This window comes from Undibacterium sp. Di26W, from assembly GCF_049340265.1.
Classification (GTDB): Bacteria; Pseudomonadota; Gammaproteobacteria; order Burkholderiales; family Burkholderiaceae_D; genus Undibacterium.
In genome coordinates this window covers 237,222-253,814 of record NZ_JBMPOR010000002.1, presented here as the reverse complement: position 1 = coordinate 253,814, position 16,593 = coordinate 237,222, and the positions used below count along the sequence as shown (strand labels likewise).

17 protein-coding genes and 1 pseudogene are annotated in these 16,593 nt (G+C 54.7%); 9 read left to right on the top strand and 9 right to left on the bottom strand.

Annotation, left to right across the window (positions count from 1 at the left end):
- Positions 1-67: 67 nt before the first annotated feature.
- Positions 68-1,429 (bottom strand): ATP-binding protein, encoded by a 1,362-nt coding sequence (locus tag ACO0LM_RS03575; RefSeq protein WP_423034398.1) that lies wholly within the window; start codon positions 1,427-1,429, stop codon positions 68-70.
- 55 nt (positions 1,430-1,484) lie between these two features.
- Positions 1,485-2,252 (bottom strand): two-component system response regulator OmpR, encoded by a 768-nt coding sequence (ompR, locus tag ACO0LM_RS03570; protein ID WP_423034396.1) that lies wholly within the window; start codon positions 2,250-2,252, stop codon positions 1,485-1,487.
- A gap of 270 nt (positions 2,253-2,522) precedes the next feature.
- Here ompR and ACO0LM_RS03565 point away from each other — a divergent pair, with 270 nt between their 5' ends.
- The gene (locus tag ACO0LM_RS03565; protein WP_423034394.1) at positions 2,523-2,897 is read left to right on the top strand and encodes a hypothetical protein; all 375 of its coding nucleotides are present in this window, start codon (positions 2,523-2,525) and stop codon (positions 2,895-2,897) included.
- Positions 2,898-2,966: 69 nt separating this feature from the next.
- Here the strand turns inward: ACO0LM_RS03565 and smpB are convergent, their stop codons facing one another.
- Positions 2,967-3,416 (bottom strand): SsrA-binding protein SmpB, encoded by a 450-nt coding sequence (smpB, locus tag ACO0LM_RS03560; RefSeq protein WP_422986741.1) that lies wholly within the window; start codon positions 3,414-3,416, stop codon positions 2,967-2,969.
- 111 nt (positions 3,417-3,527) lie between these two features.
- Here smpB and ACO0LM_RS03555 point away from each other — a divergent pair, with 111 nt between their 5' ends.
- Both ACO0LM_RS03555 and ACO0LM_RS03550 read left to right on the top strand, forming a co-directional pair.
- The gene (locus ACO0LM_RS03555) at positions 3,528-3,959 is read left to right on the top strand and encodes a type II toxin-antitoxin system RatA family toxin (protein WP_422986994.1); all 432 of its coding nucleotides are present in this window, start codon (positions 3,528-3,530) and stop codon (positions 3,957-3,959) included.
- Entirely contained in the window at positions 3,952-4,248 is a 297-nt protein-coding gene (locus ACO0LM_RS03550; RefSeq protein ID WP_423034392.1) for an RnfH family protein, read from the top strand. Before ACO0LM_RS03555 ends, ACO0LM_RS03550 begins: the two co-directional genes overlap by 8 nt.
- A 42-nt stretch (positions 4,249-4,290) precedes the next feature.
- Here ACO0LM_RS03550 and ACO0LM_RS03545 read toward each other — a convergent pair whose 3' ends face one another.
- Positions 4,291-4,788 carry a DUF4124 domain-containing protein gene (locus tag ACO0LM_RS03545; RefSeq protein ID WP_423034390.1) on the bottom strand — a complete coding sequence of 166 codons (498 nt, stop codon included), beginning with the start codon at positions 4,786-4,788 and terminating at the stop codon, positions 4,291-4,293.
- A gap of 104 nt (positions 4,789-4,892) precedes the next feature.
- Between ACO0LM_RS03545 and guaB the strand changes: the two genes are divergently transcribed.
- The 3 genes from guaB to guaA are packed head-to-tail and all read left to right on the top strand — an operon-like array spanning position 4,893 to position 9,036.
- Positions 4,893-6,353, top strand: coding sequence for an IMP dehydrogenase (gene guaB, locus ACO0LM_RS03540; protein WP_422986735.1), 1,461 nt, complete (start codon positions 4,893-4,895; stop codon positions 6,351-6,353).
- Positions 6,354-6,390: 37 nt separating this feature from the next.
- Positions 6,391-7,440: a GGDEF domain-containing protein gene (locus ACO0LM_RS03535; RefSeq protein WP_423034388.1), complete on the top strand. Its 1,050-nt coding sequence runs from the start codon at positions 6,391-6,393 to the stop codon at positions 7,438-7,440.
- Positions 7,441-7,443: 3 nt separating this feature from the next.
- The gene (guaA, locus tag ACO0LM_RS03530; protein ID WP_422986731.1) at positions 7,444-9,036 is read left to right on the top strand and encodes a glutamine-hydrolyzing GMP synthase; all 1,593 of its coding nucleotides are present in this window, start codon (positions 7,444-7,446) and stop codon (positions 9,034-9,036) included.
- 246 nt (positions 9,037-9,282) lie between these two features.
- Here guaA and ACO0LM_RS03525 read toward each other — a convergent pair whose 3' ends face one another.
- The 4 genes from ACO0LM_RS03525 to ACO0LM_RS03510 form a co-directional block, all read right to left on the bottom strand.
- Positions 9,283-9,879, bottom strand: coding sequence for a TetR/AcrR family transcriptional regulator (locus ACO0LM_RS03525; RefSeq protein WP_423034386.1), 597 nt, complete (start codon positions 9,877-9,879; stop codon positions 9,283-9,285).
- A gap of 22 nt (positions 9,880-9,901) precedes the next feature.
- Positions 9,902-10,210: an EthD family reductase gene (locus ACO0LM_RS03520; protein WP_423034384.1), complete on the bottom strand. Its 309-nt coding sequence runs from the start codon at positions 10,208-10,210 to the stop codon at positions 9,902-9,904.
- A gap of 82 nt (positions 10,211-10,292) precedes the next feature.
- On the bottom strand, positions 10,293-11,204 hold the full coding sequence (locus ACO0LM_RS03515; RefSeq protein ID WP_423034382.1) for a phytoene desaturase family protein: 912 nt from the start codon (positions 11,202-11,204) through the stop codon (positions 10,293-10,295).
- Positions 11,140-11,892 (bottom strand): phytoene desaturase family protein, encoded by a 753-nt coding sequence (locus ACO0LM_RS03510; protein ID WP_423034380.1) that lies wholly within the window; start codon positions 11,890-11,892, stop codon positions 11,140-11,142. The genes ACO0LM_RS03515 and ACO0LM_RS03510 overlap by 65 nt, the downstream gene beginning before the upstream one ends.
- Positions 11,893-12,228: 336 nt before the next feature.
- Between ACO0LM_RS03510 and ACO0LM_RS03505 the strand changes: the two are divergent.
- Positions 12,229-12,462: pseudogene (locus ACO0LM_RS03505) on the top strand (GMP synthase (glutamine-hydrolyzing)); the annotation flags it as partial.
- 244 nt (positions 12,463-12,706) lie between these two features.
- Here ACO0LM_RS03505 and ACO0LM_RS03500 read toward each other — a convergent pair.
- On the bottom strand, positions 12,707-13,588 hold the full coding sequence (locus ACO0LM_RS03500; protein WP_423034378.1) for an SDR family oxidoreductase: 882 nt from the start codon (positions 13,586-13,588) through the stop codon (positions 12,707-12,709).
- A gap of 222 nt (positions 13,589-13,810) precedes the next feature.
- On the opposite strand from ACO0LM_RS03500, the gene ACO0LM_RS03495 reads away from it, so the two are divergent.
- Together ACO0LM_RS03495 and ACO0LM_RS03490 are read left to right on the top strand one after the other, a co-directional pair.
- Positions 13,811-14,635 carry a helix-turn-helix transcriptional regulator gene (locus tag ACO0LM_RS03495; RefSeq protein WP_423034376.1) on the top strand — a complete coding sequence of 275 codons (825 nt, stop codon included), beginning with the start codon at positions 13,811-13,813 and terminating at the stop codon, positions 14,633-14,635.
- Positions 14,636-14,844: 209 nt separating this feature from the next.
- The gene (locus tag ACO0LM_RS03490; RefSeq protein WP_423034374.1) at positions 14,845-16,563 is read left to right on the top strand and encodes a PAS domain-containing protein; all 1,719 of its coding nucleotides are present in this window, start codon (positions 14,845-14,847) and stop codon (positions 16,561-16,563) included.
- The last annotated feature ends 30 nt before the right edge of the window (positions 16,564-16,593 follow it).

The window sequence follows — 16,593 nt, the reverse complement described above, 5'->3', positions numbered from 1 at the left end:
TGTATTCAAGCGAAGGTGTTTTCAATCCGCATAACACAGTCTGTTTTGAAACGGGGGGCAATGTATCTCAGACGTCTTTGGCTTCCTGTAACGCAATCACGATGACAAAGCCACCTTCCTGATGGTTGTAGATGCGTAATTTGCCGCCGTGGCGTTTGACGATACGGTCAACAATCGCCAGACCCAGGCCAGAACCGTTGGCCTGGCTGCGTGAGGCGTCGCCGCGGGTAAATGGTTTTAGCAGGCGTATCAGGTCCGGTTCTGCAACACCGACCCCATGATCACGAAAACTGATCAATATGCCGAGCTTGCGCTCTTTGTTTTTGCGTGAGCACTGTATATCCAGCGTCGTGATCGGTGCGCCTGTGGTCTTGCCGTAGCGGCAGGCGTTTTCTATCAGGTTATTGAATAGCCGCCGGACTTCAGTCATATTGCCATTGATGAACAGATCGGGTGTGATCGCGGTACGCAGGCGCAGGTATTGAAAGCGCGAGGCTTCATCGATGATCTGCTGCAAGACCTCGCTCAGGTTGATGGTTTCCAGCTCCGCTTTATCCAGTGGCTTGGCGTAATCGAGAAACTGGCCGATGATGGCGTCCATCTGTTGCAGGTCGGATTGCATGCCTTGTCTGGAATCTGCGCTCAGGTTGGCCATTTCCACTTCCAGTTGCATGCGCGCCAGCGGGGTGCGCAAGTCATGCGAGATACCGGCCAGAATGATGGTGCGGTCGGCTTCTATCCTGGCCAGATCTTCCATCATGGTGTTGAAACTCTGATTGGTTTCACGTATTTCTTTTGGCCCTTTTTGTGGCAAGGGTGGTGGTTGCTTGCCCTTGGCGATGGCACGGGCAGCATTACTCAGGCGTGACAGCGGATCATTGATCAGCTTGGAAATGATAGCCGCACCCAGCAGCGTCAGGAACAGGGTTGCCATCGCCCAACTGAACAGTTGCAGGCCAATAGGTGGGTCCAGCCGGTCTTGTTCCAGGCGCAGCCAGTAGTGGTCATCGTCGATATCAAAGCTGATCCAGAAACCACTGACGCCATTCAATTTGCTGGCAAAGCGGGTGTCGGGGCCGAGGCCTCTCAGCATGATGGCTTTGGATTCCTGGAAGAAGCTGGTGGCATCCGGTTCTTCGACGTGGTCATTGTCTTCCAGCAGGTAAATCTGCACCCCTTCCTTGTTGGCCAGGTCGGACAATAATTGGTGCCGTTTTTCGGGGGCCGAATGAGTTAGTGCAGCACGGGTGATGGTGACGATGGAAACGATCTGCGCCGCCATTTGCTGCGCCCGGGGCGTGGTTTCCAGTATCCGGAAATTGGCCATCCACGCCGTCATACTGGCGGTGACAAGCAGCGCCAGCATGAAGAAGGTGCGCCAAAACAAGCCGCTCTTAAGCCACTCCAGGCTGTTCAAATAAGAGTGCATTCAGTTTTGGCTTAAAAACAACAGTAAAGAAGCAAATGATTAAGAGATTTGTAGCTTAATGTGACTGACCATCTGGTATGAACACATAGCCCAGACCCCACACGGTCTGTATGTACAGGGGATTGCCCGGGTCTGGTTCTATCAGTTTGCGCAGGCGCGAAATCTGTACGTCCAGGCTGCGGTCAAACACCTCATACTCGCGGCCCCTGGCCAGTTCCATCAACTTTTCACGTGACAGGGGTTGCCGTGCGTGGCGTGCAAATACTTTCAAGACCGAAAACTCGCCGGTAGTGAGGGCGATGTTTTCATTTTGTTTTTTCAGTGTGCGGGTGCCCAGATCCAGCACAAAGTCACCGAAGGCAAAACTTTGCGGGCCTTCGGATGGTGCGCCCGGCAATTCATCCGGCGTTTTGCGGCGCAACACGGCGTTGATGCGGGCCACCAGTTCACGCGGGCTGAAAGGTTTGGGCAGGTAATCATCCGCGCCCATTTCCAGGCCGATGATGCGGTCTACTTCTTCGCCCTTGGCGGTCAGCATGATGATCGGCGTTTTGTCGCCAGCACCGCGCAGACGGCGGCAGATTGCCAGTCCGTCTTCACCGGGCAACATCAGGTCGAGCACCAGCATGTCATAACGCTCGCGTATCCACAGTTTGTTCATGGCCTGCGCATTTTCGGCGCTGACTACCTGGAAGCCTTGTTCGGTCAGGTAGCGACGCAACAAATCGCGTAAGCGCAGGTCATCGTCAACGACCAGAATTTTTGCTTTTGGGCTATTTGAGGTGGTGTTTGTGGAGTCTGGTGTGGGGGTCGTATTGTTCATGGGAATATAGTACTGTCATCGAGTAGGCTTGCAAACAGAATTACTTGTCTGGATTACAAACTGTTACATACTTTACGGAATACCACAGCGGAATTCTTGCAGCTATCGTAAACTGAATTCAATCAAATTGACTAGCATCAGATGCAAGTTTGGGAATAAAATTAGCATCCTTTTCTCTGGCCTTCATTACGCATCCATTTTCTGCATCTTTGGTCGTTAAATTATCAGGCAATCTTATTAGGCAATCGCTTTTTGTAAGCAAACCAGGCAATGAATATACCGTACTTGAAAATTTCTGTCTTATTGTTGTCGCTGTCATTGACGGCGGGAGCAATGGCGGACAATGGTCGGGCGAACAACGGCGGTGGATTCTGGAACAGGTTTAGTGGCGGTGATGCTCAGCGTAAAGATGAGCTTGCCCGCAAGGAAGAGTTGCTCAATAAGCAGCGCGAACGCCAGTTGAGCAAGAAACTTAACCAAAATCGTTTACTCGATAACTGTAGTGATACGCAGCGTGATGGCGAGCATGGCTGTGGCCGCGCCGACAGTGCACAAAAGCGTAATCGCCTGACCCCGGATGAGCGACGCGCCTTGCGTCGCCAGATACAGGATGCCGGGCATGATCTGTATGCCCCCAGTCGTTGATCCAGGCAGATCATCCCAATCAACTGGTTCCGAAAAATCATCTAAATTAACTAAACCAGCTAAATAATTTTAGCGACGGTTTTGCTTCATGATTTTTTGTTGTTCACGTTGCCAGTCTTTTTCTTTCTCGGTATCGCGCTTGTCATGCTGCTTTTTACCTTTGGCCAGACCGATCTGACATTTGATGCGCCCCTTGCTGAAATGCAGGTTCAGCGGCACCATGGTGTAGCCAGAGCGTTCAACTTTACCTATCAGTTTGCTAATTTCTGCTGCATTTAACAATAATTTACGTGTTCTGACCGAATCGGGGTGAATGTGGGTAGAGGCAGTCGGCAGGGCACCAATATGCGCGCCGAATAGAAAAATTTCGCCACTCTTGACGATGACATACGCTTCTTTCAACTGCGCGCGCCCGGCGCGTATGGCCTTGACTTCCCAGCCTTGCAGGACGACACCGGCTTCGAATTGTTCCTCGATAAAGTAATCGTGGAATGCTTTTTTATTATCAGCAATGCTCATGTGGGATGAAAATAGGTGATCTCAGGGTAAAGAAACAATGGAATGCGTTTCGATCCCTGCAATGACTCGGTTAAAATGCGAACCTGTGATTCTACCAAATGGTTCTTCTTGATGGCAGTCGTGCATAAAACAGTTTTTGTTGCTTACAGTGCAGAGCAAATGTTTGCCCTGGTCGATGACGTCGAAAAATATCCGCAATTCTTGCCCTGGTGCGGCGAAGTACATGTCGCCGAGCGTACCGAGCATGAACTGGTTGCCACCCTTGCCATTAATTATCATGGTATCAAGCAGCAGTTTACAACGAAAAACAATAATCAGCGTCCCCATATGATGCAAATGAATCTGGTTGAAGGGCCTTTCAGACAATTATCCGGTTGCTGGAAGTTCACTGAACTCAGGGCAGATGCCTGCAAAATCGAATTTGATCTCAATTATGAATTTTCCAGCAAATTGCTGGAACATCTGATTGGCCCGGTGTTTTCCAAGATTGCCAACAGCTTCGTCGATTCTTTCTGCACCCGTGCCGAGGCCTTGTATGGCTGACCATGCAAGCATGCTGGTACAGGTCTGTTATGCCAGCACATCCACCGTCAGCCTGCTGGAGGTGCAGGTCGATACCCAGGCCACCCTGACGCAGGTGATACAGCAAAGCGGTATCATACAACGGCATCCCGAAATAGATGTCGGCGTCTTTAAAGTAGGGGTCTTTGGCAAACTGAAACCCCTGGACGCGCATTTACATCCAGGTGACAGGGTGGAAATTTACCGTCCCTTGCTTGCCGACCCCATGGAAGCGCGGCGCCGTCGAGCGAAAAAACAGGCGCAGGGATAAGCCGACGCCTGGTATTTTGCTTATTTACGGCTCAGCTGCAGCTTATTTACAGTCTGCCAGGGTTTTCTTGAGATCGGCCAACTCCTGGTTGCGCTGGGCATCATCCATGAAATTGCGTTCACCATTTTTGTCTACGCTGGCAACGCGCACGCCAGATTCCAGGTTCTGTTGATAGCTGCGGGCACGTTCACAGTTTTTGGCCTTGGCGGCAGCAGACTGCTTTTCATCCTCGGCTTTTTTATCTTTCTCTGCCTGTTCGGCTTTGCGCTTGTTGTAATCCTCATTCTTGCTGGCAGTCGTCACCGGCTTTTGCAGCTTGCCTGCATCGTCTGCGGCAGGGGCGGGCGCTGCATCGGCAGTCGGTGCTGACTTGCCGCCCATATTCGGTGATTTGACGATTTTATTCTTTGGCACCGAAATCGGTGGTGGTTTGTCCGAAAATTGTTTGTTGCCTTTTTCATCCAGCCATACATACTGAGCATGTGCGGCGGCGCAGGCAAGAGTGAGAATAAAGGGCAGGGCAATGCGTGAAATTAACATAAGAAACTTTCTTTAAAACACTTGATTATTCGAGAGTTTTACACGTAGCAAGACGATTCCGCAAGTTTTCTGTATAATTCGGTTTTGCGCCTATAGGAAATGCTATGCGTTTACTTCAAAAAGCACTCACGTTCGATGACGTGCTACTCGTCCCTGCATATTCGGACATACTCCCTAAAGATACCTCACTTGCGACCAAATTGACGCGCAATATCAAGCTGAATATACCTCTGGTATCAGCGGCGATGGATACCGTCACGGAAGCCCGTCTGGCCATAGCCATGGCTCAGGAAGGTGGTATCGGTATTATTCACAAAAACCTGACTGCCAAAGAGCAGGCTCGCGAAGTGGCCAAGGTCAAACGTTTTGAATCCGGCGTGTTGCGTGATCCCATCACCATACCGCCCAACACCAAAATTCGTGACGTGATTGCCCTGTCCCAGCAGCATGGCATCAGCGGTTTCCCGGTGGTCGAAGGCAAAGTCGTGGTGGGTATCATCACCAACCGCGATTTGCGTTTTGAAGAAGAACTGGACGCCGAAGCACGTGCCAAAATGACACCGCGTGAAAAACTGGTGTTCGTCAAGGAAGGTGCCGACCTGGCAGAAGCCAAGCGCCTGATGAATAAACACCGGCTGGAACGTGTACTGGTTGTCAACGATGCATTTGAATTGCGTGGCCTGATCACCGTAAAAGATATTCAAAAATCAACAGAGCATCCCTTTGCCTCCAAAGATGAACAAGGCAAGCTGCGCGTAGGCGCTGCCGTCGGTGTTGGTGTAGACAATGAAGAGCGGATAGACTTGCTGGCCAAAGCTGGCGTTGATGTCATCGTGGTTGATACCGCCCATGGCCACTCCAAAGGGGTGCTGGATCGGGTACGCTGGGTAAAAACCAACTACCCGCATATCGAAGTCATTGGTGGCAATATCGCTACGGCAGCCGCTGCGCTGGCACTGGTAGAACATGGCGCGGATGCAGTCAAGGTCGGTATCGGCCCAGGTTCCATCTGCACCACGCGTATCGTCGCTGGTGTTGGGGTGCCGCAGATTTCTGCGATTTCCAATGTCGCCAATGCGCTTAAGGGGACCGGTGTTCCCTGTATCGCTGATGGCGGTGTCCGCTTCTCTGGTGATGTGTCCAAGGCACTGGCTGCCGGCGCATCCACGGTGATGATGGGCAGCATGTTTGCCGGTACCGAAGAAGCACCGGGTGAAGTCATCCTGTTCCAGGGGCGCAGCTATAAATCGTATCGTGGCATGGGTAGCCTGGGTGCCATGGCTGATGGCTCTGCTGACCGTTACTTCCAGGATGCGGCAAATAACGCTGACAAACTGGTGCCGGAAGGTATTGAAGGCCGCGTGCCTTACAAAGGTAGCGTGCTGGCAATCCTGTATCAACTGGTGGGCGGTGTGCGTTCTTCCATGGGATATTGTGGTTGCGCGTCGATTGACGACTTGCATACCAAATCAGAATTCGTCGAAATCACATCGGCCGGTATGCGTGAATCGCATGTCCATGATGTGCAAATCACCAAAGAAGCGCCTAATTACAGAGCAGACTGATGCATATTCCCCGAATTGAAGGCACCAGGAGATTGGTATGTCATCGCCCTTAGATCGATCCAGTCCTACCACATCGACGCGCGTCAATTCGGGATTCGAGCGTCTGGTAGCCGAAAAAATTGATGTCCGTCTTGCCCGCTTCGAAAGGCTGGGCATCAATATGTTCGGGGTTGCAAACTGTTTTGTCAGCTTAGGTAATCTGTCAAAGCGCTTTGACTTTGCCGAACGTTCCATCACCAGTGTTGAAGCCATGTTTTGTGATGCCTTCAACTTCACCGATGATTTGCTGGAAATTCATGATTTGCGCCTGCATGAAGAACTGGGCAAGCACGGGCTGGTGGTCGGTACACCCTTCTTGCGGTTTTTCGCTGCGCATCCCATTTATGACCATACCGGTCATCTGATCGGCAGTGTCATGCTGGTTGATTATGAACCGCATACTCTGGGTGACGATGAGCGCCAGATCTTCAGTGACATGGCTGCCATGATAGAGCGTGAACTGGCGTTTGATGTGCTGTACCTGAACCAGCTGGAAGTCATCAAGCAAAACCGCAGCCTCAAGCGTGATTCGCTGATCGACCCCTTGCTGGGAACCTGGAATAAAGCTGCCATCATACGTTCGCTCAAGATAGAAATGGAACGTTGTGCAAAGGCAGAAAAACCCCTGGCCCTGCTGATCGCCAGCCTGGACCAGATGGAAGGCCTGCGCGAATCAGAAGGTATCGCCATTACCGACCTGATGCTGGTCAAGACCGTCAGCCGTGTCCGTTCTTGCGTACGTCCTTTTGATGCCATGGGCCGATTCGGTACCGACTTGCTGCTGGTGGTATTGCCAGGTGCATCGCATCTGGTTGCTACTGCGGTGGCCGAAAGAATCCGCTCTTCAGTCATGATGCATCCCGAAGTCGTGAATCAAAAAGAAACCTCGCTGACCATCAGTGCCGGCGTCGCCTGTACTGACTTATTTCCGGATGCAGAACCGGAAGCATTAATCAGCCTTGCAGAAAAAGCCCTGCTTTCAGCCAGAAATGCAGGAAACAATCGTGTTGTTCAGGCCAGGCCTGCACAACCTGACATGATAATTTGAGTTATGCATTCTAAAATTCTTATCCTTGATTTTGGTTCCCAGGTCACGCAACTGATTGCCCGTCGCGTGCGTGACGCAGGGGTTTTTTCTGAAGTACATCCGTATGATGTCAGTGATGAATTCATTCGCAACTATGGCGCTGCTGGCATTATCCTGTCTGGCGGCCCCAGCAGTGTGACCGAAGGGGATACCCCACGTGCACCCATGGCCGTGTTTGATGCCGGCGTGCCGGTACTGGGTATTTGCTATGGCATGCAGACCATGGCCGAACAACTGGGTGGCAAGGTTGAAAACGGTCATGTGCGTGAATTCGGTTACGCCGAAGTCCGTGCCCGTGGCCATACCGCCCTGTTCAAAGACATCAATGATTTTGTCACGTCAGAAGGCCATGGCATGCTCAAGGTATGGATGAGCCATGGCGACAAGGTCAATGAAATGCCGCCAGGCTTCAAACTGATGGCATCTACAGACAATTGCCCGATTGCGGCAATGGCTGACGAAGAGCGTCATTTTTACGCCGTGCAGTTCCATCCCGAAGTCACCCATACCCTGCAGGGCGAAGCCATACTTGGCCGTTTTGTGCATGAAATCTGCGGCTGCAAATCAGACTGGAACATGCCTGATTACATCGCCGAGGCAGTCGCTTCGATACGTGCCCAGGTGGGTGACGATGAAGTCATCCTCGGCTTGTCCGGCGGTGTCGACAGCAGCGTTGCTGCTGCCTTGATACACCGTGCCATTGGCGACAAACTGACTTGCGTATTCGTTGACCACGGCCTGCTGCGTCTGGATGAAGGCAAGATGGTCATGGAAATGTTTGCCAACAACCTGGGCGTCAAAGTCATCCATGTGGATGCCAGCGCACAGTTCATGGGCCACCTGGCCGGTGTCACTGACCCAGAAGCCAAACGCAAGATCATAGGCCGCGAATTTGTTGAAGTCTTCCAGGTAGAGTCCGGCAAGCTGAGCAATGCCAAATGGCTGGCGCAGGGCACGATTTACCCTGACGTCATCGAAAGTGCCGGCAAAGGCAAAAAAGGCTCACACACCATCAAGAGCCATCATAACGTCGGTGGCTTGCCAGACACCCTGAACCTGAAACTGCTGGAACCCCTGCGTGAATTGTTCAAGGACGAAGTACGCAAGCTGGGTGTCGCCCTGGGCCTGCCGCACAGCATGGTGTACCGCCATCCTTTCCCTGGCCCTGGCCTGGGCGTGCGCATCCTGGGTGAAGTCAAGAAAGAATTTGCCGACCTGCTGCGCCGTGCCGATGCCATTTTCATCCAAGAACTGCGCAGCACCTTCGTGGACCCGCATGCAGAAAAACCGCAAAGCTGGTACGACGCCACCAGCCAGGCCTTTGCCGTATTCTTGCCAGTCAAATCCGTTGGCGTGATGGGCGATGGCCGCACCTACGAATACGTGGTTGCCCTGCGCGCCGTACAAACCCAGGATTTCATGACAGCCCACTGGGCACACCTGCCACATGAACTGCTGGGTAAAGTATCCAACCGCATCATCAACGAAGTACGCGGCATCAACCGCGTGGTGTATGACATCTCAGGCAAACCGCCGGCGACGATTGAATGGGAATGATTTGAGGTTGTTCGGAGACTATCGTCAGCTATCGAAAAACCGGTGTAAGGTATTGATATAGCAGGGAATACGTGACGGCGGCTATCGCTGGCCAGCAGGCCAAGCGCTGCCGCCATGGCGGCGACGCGAAGAAGGGCGTAAGTCCAGTGAGGCGAGTCATGCTGCGAGTTCCCTTGGTCAGTGCGGCGATCGGGACAAGCGAACAAGCGGATGATCGTGAAGAGTTTTCTGGTCCACAGCGTTCTGTCAGGCGGCACTCAACTGGTTCAGGTAGCTGTCGAAGGCCGCCATGAAATGCGGCCTTGCGTTCTGGGGTGCTTTGCCGACAGCGCCAGACAGATAAAGTGCTGACATGCCTACGCAAAATGCAAGCATGGATGTGGTAGTACCCCGCGAGTCGGTGTCTGAAAACAGACCATCCTGAATGCAAGCGCGAACGCACTGGTGCAAGATTCGATAAGTGGGCTTGGCAGCTTCTCCGGCCTGTTCCCATCCCTTGATACGGGCCAGTCCCCGGCCCGACAGAAAGATCAGCTCAAAGTAGCCTGCCTGCTCGATCGAAAAGTCAAAGAAGCCCTGGGCCAACAGCCGCAGGCGCTGACGCGAATCCTCTGCATCAAGATGGCGGCGCAGGTATTCCTCAAACACCAGATAGCCCGCCTCCAGCAAGGCCAGTTGCAGGGCTTCCTTGTTGGCAAAGTGCTTGTAGATCGCCATCGGTGTGATGCCAACATCCCCTGCAATTTGTCGCATGGAGATGTGCTCAGGCCCGTGCTGCAAAAGACGCTCGAGTGCAGCCGAAAGAATCCGGGATTTTGTTGAGAGACTGCTATCGTCAGACATAGATGTGGGGCATCCCTGGCGCTCAGCGCATATCACTGATGACCACGGTGGGTACGGTGTCAGTGTAATTCTTCATATCAGCGGCCAGTGCTTTGCCCGCCACGGCCATGCCTGCCTGGAACGCTGCCTGGTCGCCAAACACCATGTGGGCAGCGGCCACAGTGGGCGGCGGCTTGCCTGCACCGTTTGCCAGGCACGCATCGATTTCCAAACGTTGCAGTCCATGCGGTTCCAGCAGTTCAAGAATCAGCGCGCGGTGTTTTGTTTGGTAGTAGCCGTGGTCAAAACGCTGGCCTTCGGCGGAAGGGTAGGAAACGGTTACGCGAATCATGGGGTACTCCAGTTGAAAAAAAGGACACGGAAAACTCGGGTGCGCGGTTTGGCGCGACAGGTCGCCCCCCGGATGGCTGCCATCAACCCGCCGTTCGAATCTCTGTCATGAGGTCGCGCTTGAGGTAGGCCGACGCGGCAATCACGCCGCCAGCCAGCGCGCCGATCACGCCATCGGTGGCAACGTCCTGGCCGGTCAGATAGAGTCCATGAATGGGCGTGTGTGCCCGCAGCCATTTTTGCTCAAACCTGCTGGGTGATGCCTCTATGCCCATAAATCCCCCGCGCTCTCGCTTGGCAAAGGTTTCGTACGACAAGGGGGTGGAAACCTCCACGTAGTCAACATACTGCTCCGCGGTTGGAACATGGCGATACAACTCGGCGAGCAGGCGTTGCTTGATCTGCTCCTTAATAGTCAGGTAGTCGTCGCCGCGCTTCATCCATGCGGTACCGGCCCATTGCTCGAAATGGCGATAGTCGGTGTAGGCGTACATTTCCACCGTCGCTTTTCCAGGGAAGTCGCGCTCCCAATGCGGGTCTTTGGTCGATGGGAATGTGATGAAGTACCAGGGAAAAGGCGCATTGAAGTCCAGCCGGTGTGCGATCAGGTTCTGTTCCATATCCGCACCGGGATGCGACCAGATATTGGCGGGTTGCAGGCCGACTTGTTCATTGCTGCCCTTGAATCCAATATTGATCCCCACCACGGCGTAGGTGTCGCGCACCTGGTTCAATTGGGAGAGCATGGCTTGCCCTGTTGCGGCTTGGTGGCTAAGCAAGCGGCCAAAGGTGTTTTGCACACCAGCATTGCTAAACACGGTCGGGCAGGAGATGACTTCGCCCGAGGTCAGCCGCACACCCGTCACGGCATCGTCGCGTGTGAGTATCTCGGCCACTTCGGCACTGTGCAGCACCTGGCCACCCGCCTCTTCAATGATGGGCACCATCGCCTTGGCAAAGGCGCTGCCTCCCCCCCACGGGATAATGCGCGCCATTCAGGTAATGCTTGGCCAGCATGCAATGCATGGCAAACGCGCTTTTGCTGGGCTCCAGGCTGTAATCGCCCCAGTTGGCGCACAGTACGGCAATCAGTTCTTCGTTCTTGGTCAGCTTGCGAAGGGCGTCAATGGTGAGCTCTCGCGAGTATTGGTGAAACTCTGCGCAGTAAGCGTCGTAGATCTTCTCAGCGGTTTTCTGTGGCAACGCTTTTTGTGCGAAATAGGGACCGGAGGACTTGGCGACTTTGCCGATCAACGTCAGGTAGGCATCGATCGCGACGGACTCTTCGGGGAAATGTGCTTTGAGGAAATCGCCATACGCTTCAATGCCCGCCGGGATGTCGTAGGCCCGGTCACCAATCACCATGCGATTGAAGATGGCGGGCAGCGCAGACCATTCGATCCGCCCCGCAGTAGCCCGGTTGAACAACTTCCAGCCTGTACCTTTGGTGGAGCCCACTTCGCCAATGTAATGCATGCCCACGGTCCAGCGGTAGCCACTACGCGTGTAAGCCTGGGTCATGCCGCCGACCACATTGTTTTGCTCAAGCAGCAGGATGCGCTTGCCTTCCTGCGCCAGGAGCGAGGCCACACTGAGTCCCCCCATACCCGAGCCGATGACGATTGCGTCAAATTCTCCGCTCACACCTTGGTGCTTGCGGTATGCCGTTCCTGTTGACTCCATGTTTGCCCTCATATCGTTTGGTGTACGCCTGTATACTTTATGGGGATAATTTGTCCGTGTCAAGCGTAAATGCTTATGAGCCGGGAAGCGCCCATAGGTTGATCCCACTATGTTGAGATCGGTTCGCCTTGAGGCCCCCGGGTAAACGACGGCAATGCTGGCTTTGATAGGTCGGGCATTTGACAGACGGTGATAGCGCGACAAACTCGCCTATAAAGGAGCTGTATCAATTCGCCACTCGATGAGCGGGGAAAATACTTGATGAATCAGCCCAAGTTCAACGTGCAATGCACGGGCGTCTTTGTGTAAGGGCAAGGTGCGCAAACGCTGGTCTTCATCCACGGCTGGCCCGACACCCTGAACCTGAAACTGCTGGAACCCCTGCGTGAATTGTTCAAGGACGAAGTACGCAAGCTGGGCGTCGCCCTGGGCCTGCCGCACAGCATGGTGTACCACCATCCTTTCCCTGGCCCTGGCCTGGGCGTGCGCATCCTGGGTGAAGTCAAGAAAGAATTTGCCGACCTGCTGCGCCGTGCCGATGCCATCTTCATCCAAGAACTGCGCAGCACCTTCGTGGACCCGCATGATAAGAATTTACGTCCCGGTGGCTATAGGTAGCTATCGACCCCAAACAAAATAACTTGCCGGTAAAGTTGACGGTAAGATTTGGACTTCTGATTTAACACCAGTTTTTTTACTGTTATGACTATTTCGGTCTTGACGGTAAAAATCACCCCAGAAACCTGATCCGGACAATTCTATTCCCGTTCGTACTCCCCATGTATGCGTGGCTTACATGGGGCGATGCCGGCATTTAGTATTTTTGCTGTGCCAAGTCTGCCAGCATTCCCGGCCCAGTTGGATTCCAGCCCAGCTTCTTGCGCGTTAACGCGCTCGATGTCGGAAGGTCGAGGCCGGCGAACATGGCGAGCCAGCCAAAATGCGCCTGCGCTTCTTCCACCGATAGCGATTTTACCGGCAGATTCAGGCCGCGCCCGAGGGATTCTGCTATGTCGCGCATGTTGACACCTTCTTCCGCCACGGCATGATACTTCGCGCCGGCTTCATGCTGCTCCAGCGCGAGCCGATACAGCCTGGCCACGTCCGACACGTGGGCTGCGGGCCAACGGTTGCGCCCGTCCCCGATGTAGGCGGATATGCCTTTTTCACGTGCCACCGAAATGACGTAGGTGACCAGGCCTTGCATCAATGGATCGTGCACCTGGGGCAGGCGCACCACGGCCGCGCTCACACCCTTGCCCAGCAAGGCCATCGCGGTTTGCTCCGACACGCGCGGAGTCCGGGGATCGGGTAACGGCACATCTTCTTCCGTTGCCAGCGTTCCAGGCGCGGCGAGGCCGCCGGCACCCGAGGTGACAATGAAGGGGCGGTCAGAACCGGCGAGCACGGTGCCCATGGCATCGATAGCCCGTCGGTCGATTTCGCAATTCTCCTGGAATTTGGAGAAGTCGTGGACGAAGGCCGTGTGAATGACGGCGTCGGCGGCAGCGGCGCCGCTCTTCAAACTTTCAAGATCGTGCAGCGAACCGCGATGCACGTCGACGCCGATCGAACCCAATCGCCTGGCACCGTCGTCTGAGCGGGCCAGACCGAGAACCTTGTGGCCCGCTGCGATCAATTCCTGGCAGACGGGGAAGCCGATGAAACCGGTTGCGCCGGTAACGAATACACGCATGGTGATACTCCTTGATGATTTAAACGTGATGCAACACTTGGATGCACCTGATCGCGCAACGATATCCCGATTCGGCAGCGCCGGCTTTCAACAGCGCCGGGGTTTTTTTCATCTTCAAACTGTGCCGCTGCGGGAGTATCATGAACACGGGTTATTCTGGCGGTTCACCTCATCAGGGTAAAGTAGTGACAATATACCGGTATAAACGTTAACAGGATAAGCATGACGACTGGCAAGGAAAATGCGCTGGGCACCTATCTGAAAGACCGCCGTTCCCGGCTTGATGCAGCGGCGCTGGGCTATGCCACTGGTCGTCGCCGCACGGCCGGTTTGCGGCGCGAGGAAGTGGCGCAGCGCGCCAACGTTAGCGCCACCTGGTACACCTGGCTGGAGCAGGGACGCGGTGGCGCGCCTTCGACCAATGTGCTCGATCGCGTGTCGCAGGCGCTGCTGCTGACCGATGCCGAGCGCGAACATGCGCACCTGTTGGCGTTTGGCCGGCCGCCGGAAGTGCGCTACAAACACGTGGAGAGCATTTCACCACGGCTGCAGCACATTCTCGATGCACTCAAATACAGCCCGGCGTTCGTGCGGACGTCGACCTGGGATATCGTCGGCTTGAACAAGGCGGCGTCGTTGCTGCTGGGGTCGCCGGAGTCGCTGGCGGTGCCGCGCAACATTCTGAGAAATTTCTTTGGCAACCCTCAGGCGCGACTGTTGCAAACTGATTGGGCGACGGCGGCGCGCTTTGTGGTCGCGGCATTCCGCGCCGACATTACACGCGCCGGGGCGACCGAGGAAGTGAAACAATTGATCGACGATCTGAGCCTGTCGAGCCCGGACTTCGCGGCCATGTGGCGCGAGAACGATATCGTGTCGCATGGTGGGGGACTCAAGCAGCTTAATCACCCGGTGGCGGGCGTGCTGAACCTCGAGTATTCCTCGTTCGCCGTCGATGGCAGATCTGATCTGACACTCGTGATTTATCAGCCTGCGACGGCAGAAGACACCAAACGTATTCGTCTGATGCTGAAGGCGGGGCGATAATGGAACACCGGCGCTTGACTGCTTCCGGCGTGATAAGCTCGTGCCCCGCTGCATTTTTCACAGCGTGTGGCGGATGACTAGAGCATGATTGCTCTAGAAAACTGGACAAGAGTTTAAGTAATATCCTACTATGACCGCAACGAGCAGAATATGAGCTGAACAATTTCAGTGGGCAATAGCAAGCCAATGACCGCGATTGCGCCATAAAAATGAAAACACTAACCGCCTCCGCCATAAGCCCGGTCCTCCTGGAAGAGACGGAGCCGATTGTTGGGCAGTTACCCGTCGGTATTTTCCGCAAGGATGCGGTCGGGCGTTTTATCTTCGTCAATCCTCTCTTCTGCCAACGCAAGGCTACTTCGGCGGACCAGATTCTGGGCCGGACCGCCAGCGAGATCGCCGCCAGCACGGCCTCAGACGCGAATACACTGTGGCGGCCGGAACCCTGTGCGCATGCATGTCGTCAGCACGCGCTGATCATGCAAACCGGGCAGCAGGTCGAGCGAGAGGAAATGTGTTTCGTTGCTGAGGGCCAGCCCCGGTATCGCCAGGTTGTCGAATCTGCTGTGCGTGGGCCTGACGGGGCAATTGTCGGCAGCCAGGGGGTCTTGTTTGACATCACCCGGCACCGGCAAGCAGATGAGTGGCACGCCAGTGATATGCAAATCAACGGCCATGAACTGCTGCGGGCGCTGTTAGACAATTTTCCTGATCATATCTATTTCAAGGACACCGAATCCCGTTTCATCACCTGCAGCGCAGCCCTGGCCCGCGAGTTTGGAATGAACGCGCCGGAGGAACTGGTGGGTAAGTCTGATTTCGACTTCTTCTCCGATGAACACGCCCGTCAGGCGTTCGATGACGAGCAGCAAATTATCCGCACGGGATTGCCGATGATAGGCTGTGTGGAAAGGGAAACCTGGGTGGATGGGCGGCCCGACACCTGGGCATTGACCACAAAAATGCCCTTGTGCGACAGCGCTGGCCAAATTGTTGGCACCTTTGGCATCACCAAGAACATCTCCGATCTGAAAGAGGCCGAGCGCCAGATCGCCGAGGCGCACAAGCAGTTGCTTGAAGCCTCGCACCTGGCTGGCAAAGCCGAGATCGCCACCAATGTGTTGCATAACGTGGGCAATGTGCTCAACAGCGTGAACGTCTCGACCACGCTGATTCTCTCGCTCATTCGCACGTCCAAGATGGATGGACTCGTGCGGGCAGTGCAATTGATGGACCAGCACACGGACGATTTGGGTGCGTTTATCACATCGGATGCCAGAGGCAAGGTGTTGCCCGGCTACCTGCGCCAGTTGGCTGCGGTGCTGGTGGCAGAGCAGCAGGAAGCCATCAATGAGCTGATGGCCTTGAGCAAGAACGTGGACCACATCAAGGAAATAATCGCAGCACAACAGGTCCATGCCGGAAAGTCCAGCCGGTTGGAGATGGCGCAGATCGGTGAACTGCTGGAAGACGCATTGCGTATCAACGCCCCCGCGCTTCTGCGCCGCCAGGTGGTGGTGAACAAAGAGATCGCGCCAATGCCCGCGCTGCCGCTGGACAAAGGACGGATACTGCAGATATTGGTCAATCTGATCGGCAATGCCGAGCAGGCCATGGAAGAGGGCGAGGGAAGCAGAGGCGAGCCCAGACTCACGCTGCGTGTGGAACTGAGGCAAAATCAAGACCAAAACCCGAGGCTGATTATCCATGTCACCGACAACGGGGTGGGCATCGCCCCCGAGGCCCTAACCCAGGTGTTTGCACACGGCTTCACCACCAAGAAAACCGGACACGGATTCGGGCTGCACAGTGCGGTAATCGCGGCACATGAAATGGGTGGAACCCTCACGGCCCACAGCGACGGACTGGGCACCGGAGCAACGTTTACGCTAGAGATTCCGATTCGAATGAATGGAGATATGCCATAAACCAGCAACAAAATCGACGCCTTGTCCTGG

Coding starts and splice junctions, on each gene's coding strand:
- ACO0LM_RS03575 (WP_423034398.1), bottom strand. CDS start 1,429: ATGCACTCTTATTTGAACAGCCTGGAGTGGCTTAAGAGCGGCTTGTTT.
- ompR (WP_423034396.1), bottom strand. CDS start 2,252: ATGAACAATACGACCCCCACACCAGACTCCACAAACACCACCTCAAAT.
- ACO0LM_RS03565 (WP_423034394.1), top strand. CDS start 2,523: ATGAATATACCGTACTTGAAAATTTCTGTCTTATTGTTGTCGCTGTCA.
- smpB (WP_422986741.1), bottom strand. CDS start 3,416: ATGAGCATTGCTGATAATAAAAAAGCATTCCACGATTACTTTATCGAG.
- ACO0LM_RS03555 (WP_422986994.1), top strand. CDS start 3,528: ATGGCAGTCGTGCATAAAACAGTTTTTGTTGCTTACAGTGCAGAGCAA.
- ACO0LM_RS03550 (WP_423034392.1), top strand. CDS start 3,952: ATGGCTGACCATGCAAGCATGCTGGTACAGGTCTGTTATGCCAGCACA.
- ACO0LM_RS03545 (WP_423034390.1), bottom strand. CDS start 4,788: ATGTTAATTTCACGCATTGCCCTGCCCTTTATTCTCACTCTTGCCTGC.
- guaB (WP_422986735.1), top strand. CDS start 4,893: ATGCGTTTACTTCAAAAAGCACTCACGTTCGATGACGTGCTACTCGTC.
- ACO0LM_RS03535 (WP_423034388.1), top strand. CDS start 6,391: ATGTCATCGCCCTTAGATCGATCCAGTCCTACCACATCGACGCGCGTC.
- guaA (WP_422986731.1), top strand. CDS start 7,444: ATGCATTCTAAAATTCTTATCCTTGATTTTGGTTCCCAGGTCACGCAA.
- ACO0LM_RS03525 (WP_423034386.1), bottom strand. CDS start 9,879: ATGTCTGACGATAGCAGTCTCTCAACAAAATCCCGGATTCTTTCGGCT.
- ACO0LM_RS03520 (WP_423034384.1), bottom strand. CDS start 10,210: ATGATTCGCGTAACCGTTTCCTACCCTTCCGCCGAAGGCCAGCGTTTT.
- ACO0LM_RS03515 (WP_423034382.1), bottom strand. CDS start 11,204: ATGGCGCGCATTATCCCGTGGGGGGGAGGCAGCGCCTTTGCCAAGGCG.
- ACO0LM_RS03510 (WP_423034380.1), bottom strand. CDS start 11,892: ATGGAGTCAACAGGAACGGCATACCGCAAGCACCAAGGTGTGAGCGGA.
- ACO0LM_RS03500 (WP_423034378.1), bottom strand. CDS start 13,588: ATGCGTGTATTCGTTACCGGCGCAACCGGTTTCATCGGCTTCCCCGTC.
- ACO0LM_RS03495 (WP_423034376.1), top strand. CDS start 13,811: ATGACGACTGGCAAGGAAAATGCGCTGGGCACCTATCTGAAAGACCGC.
- ACO0LM_RS03490 (WP_423034374.1), top strand. CDS start 14,845: ATGAAAACACTAACCGCCTCCGCCATAAGCCCGGTCCTCCTGGAAGAG.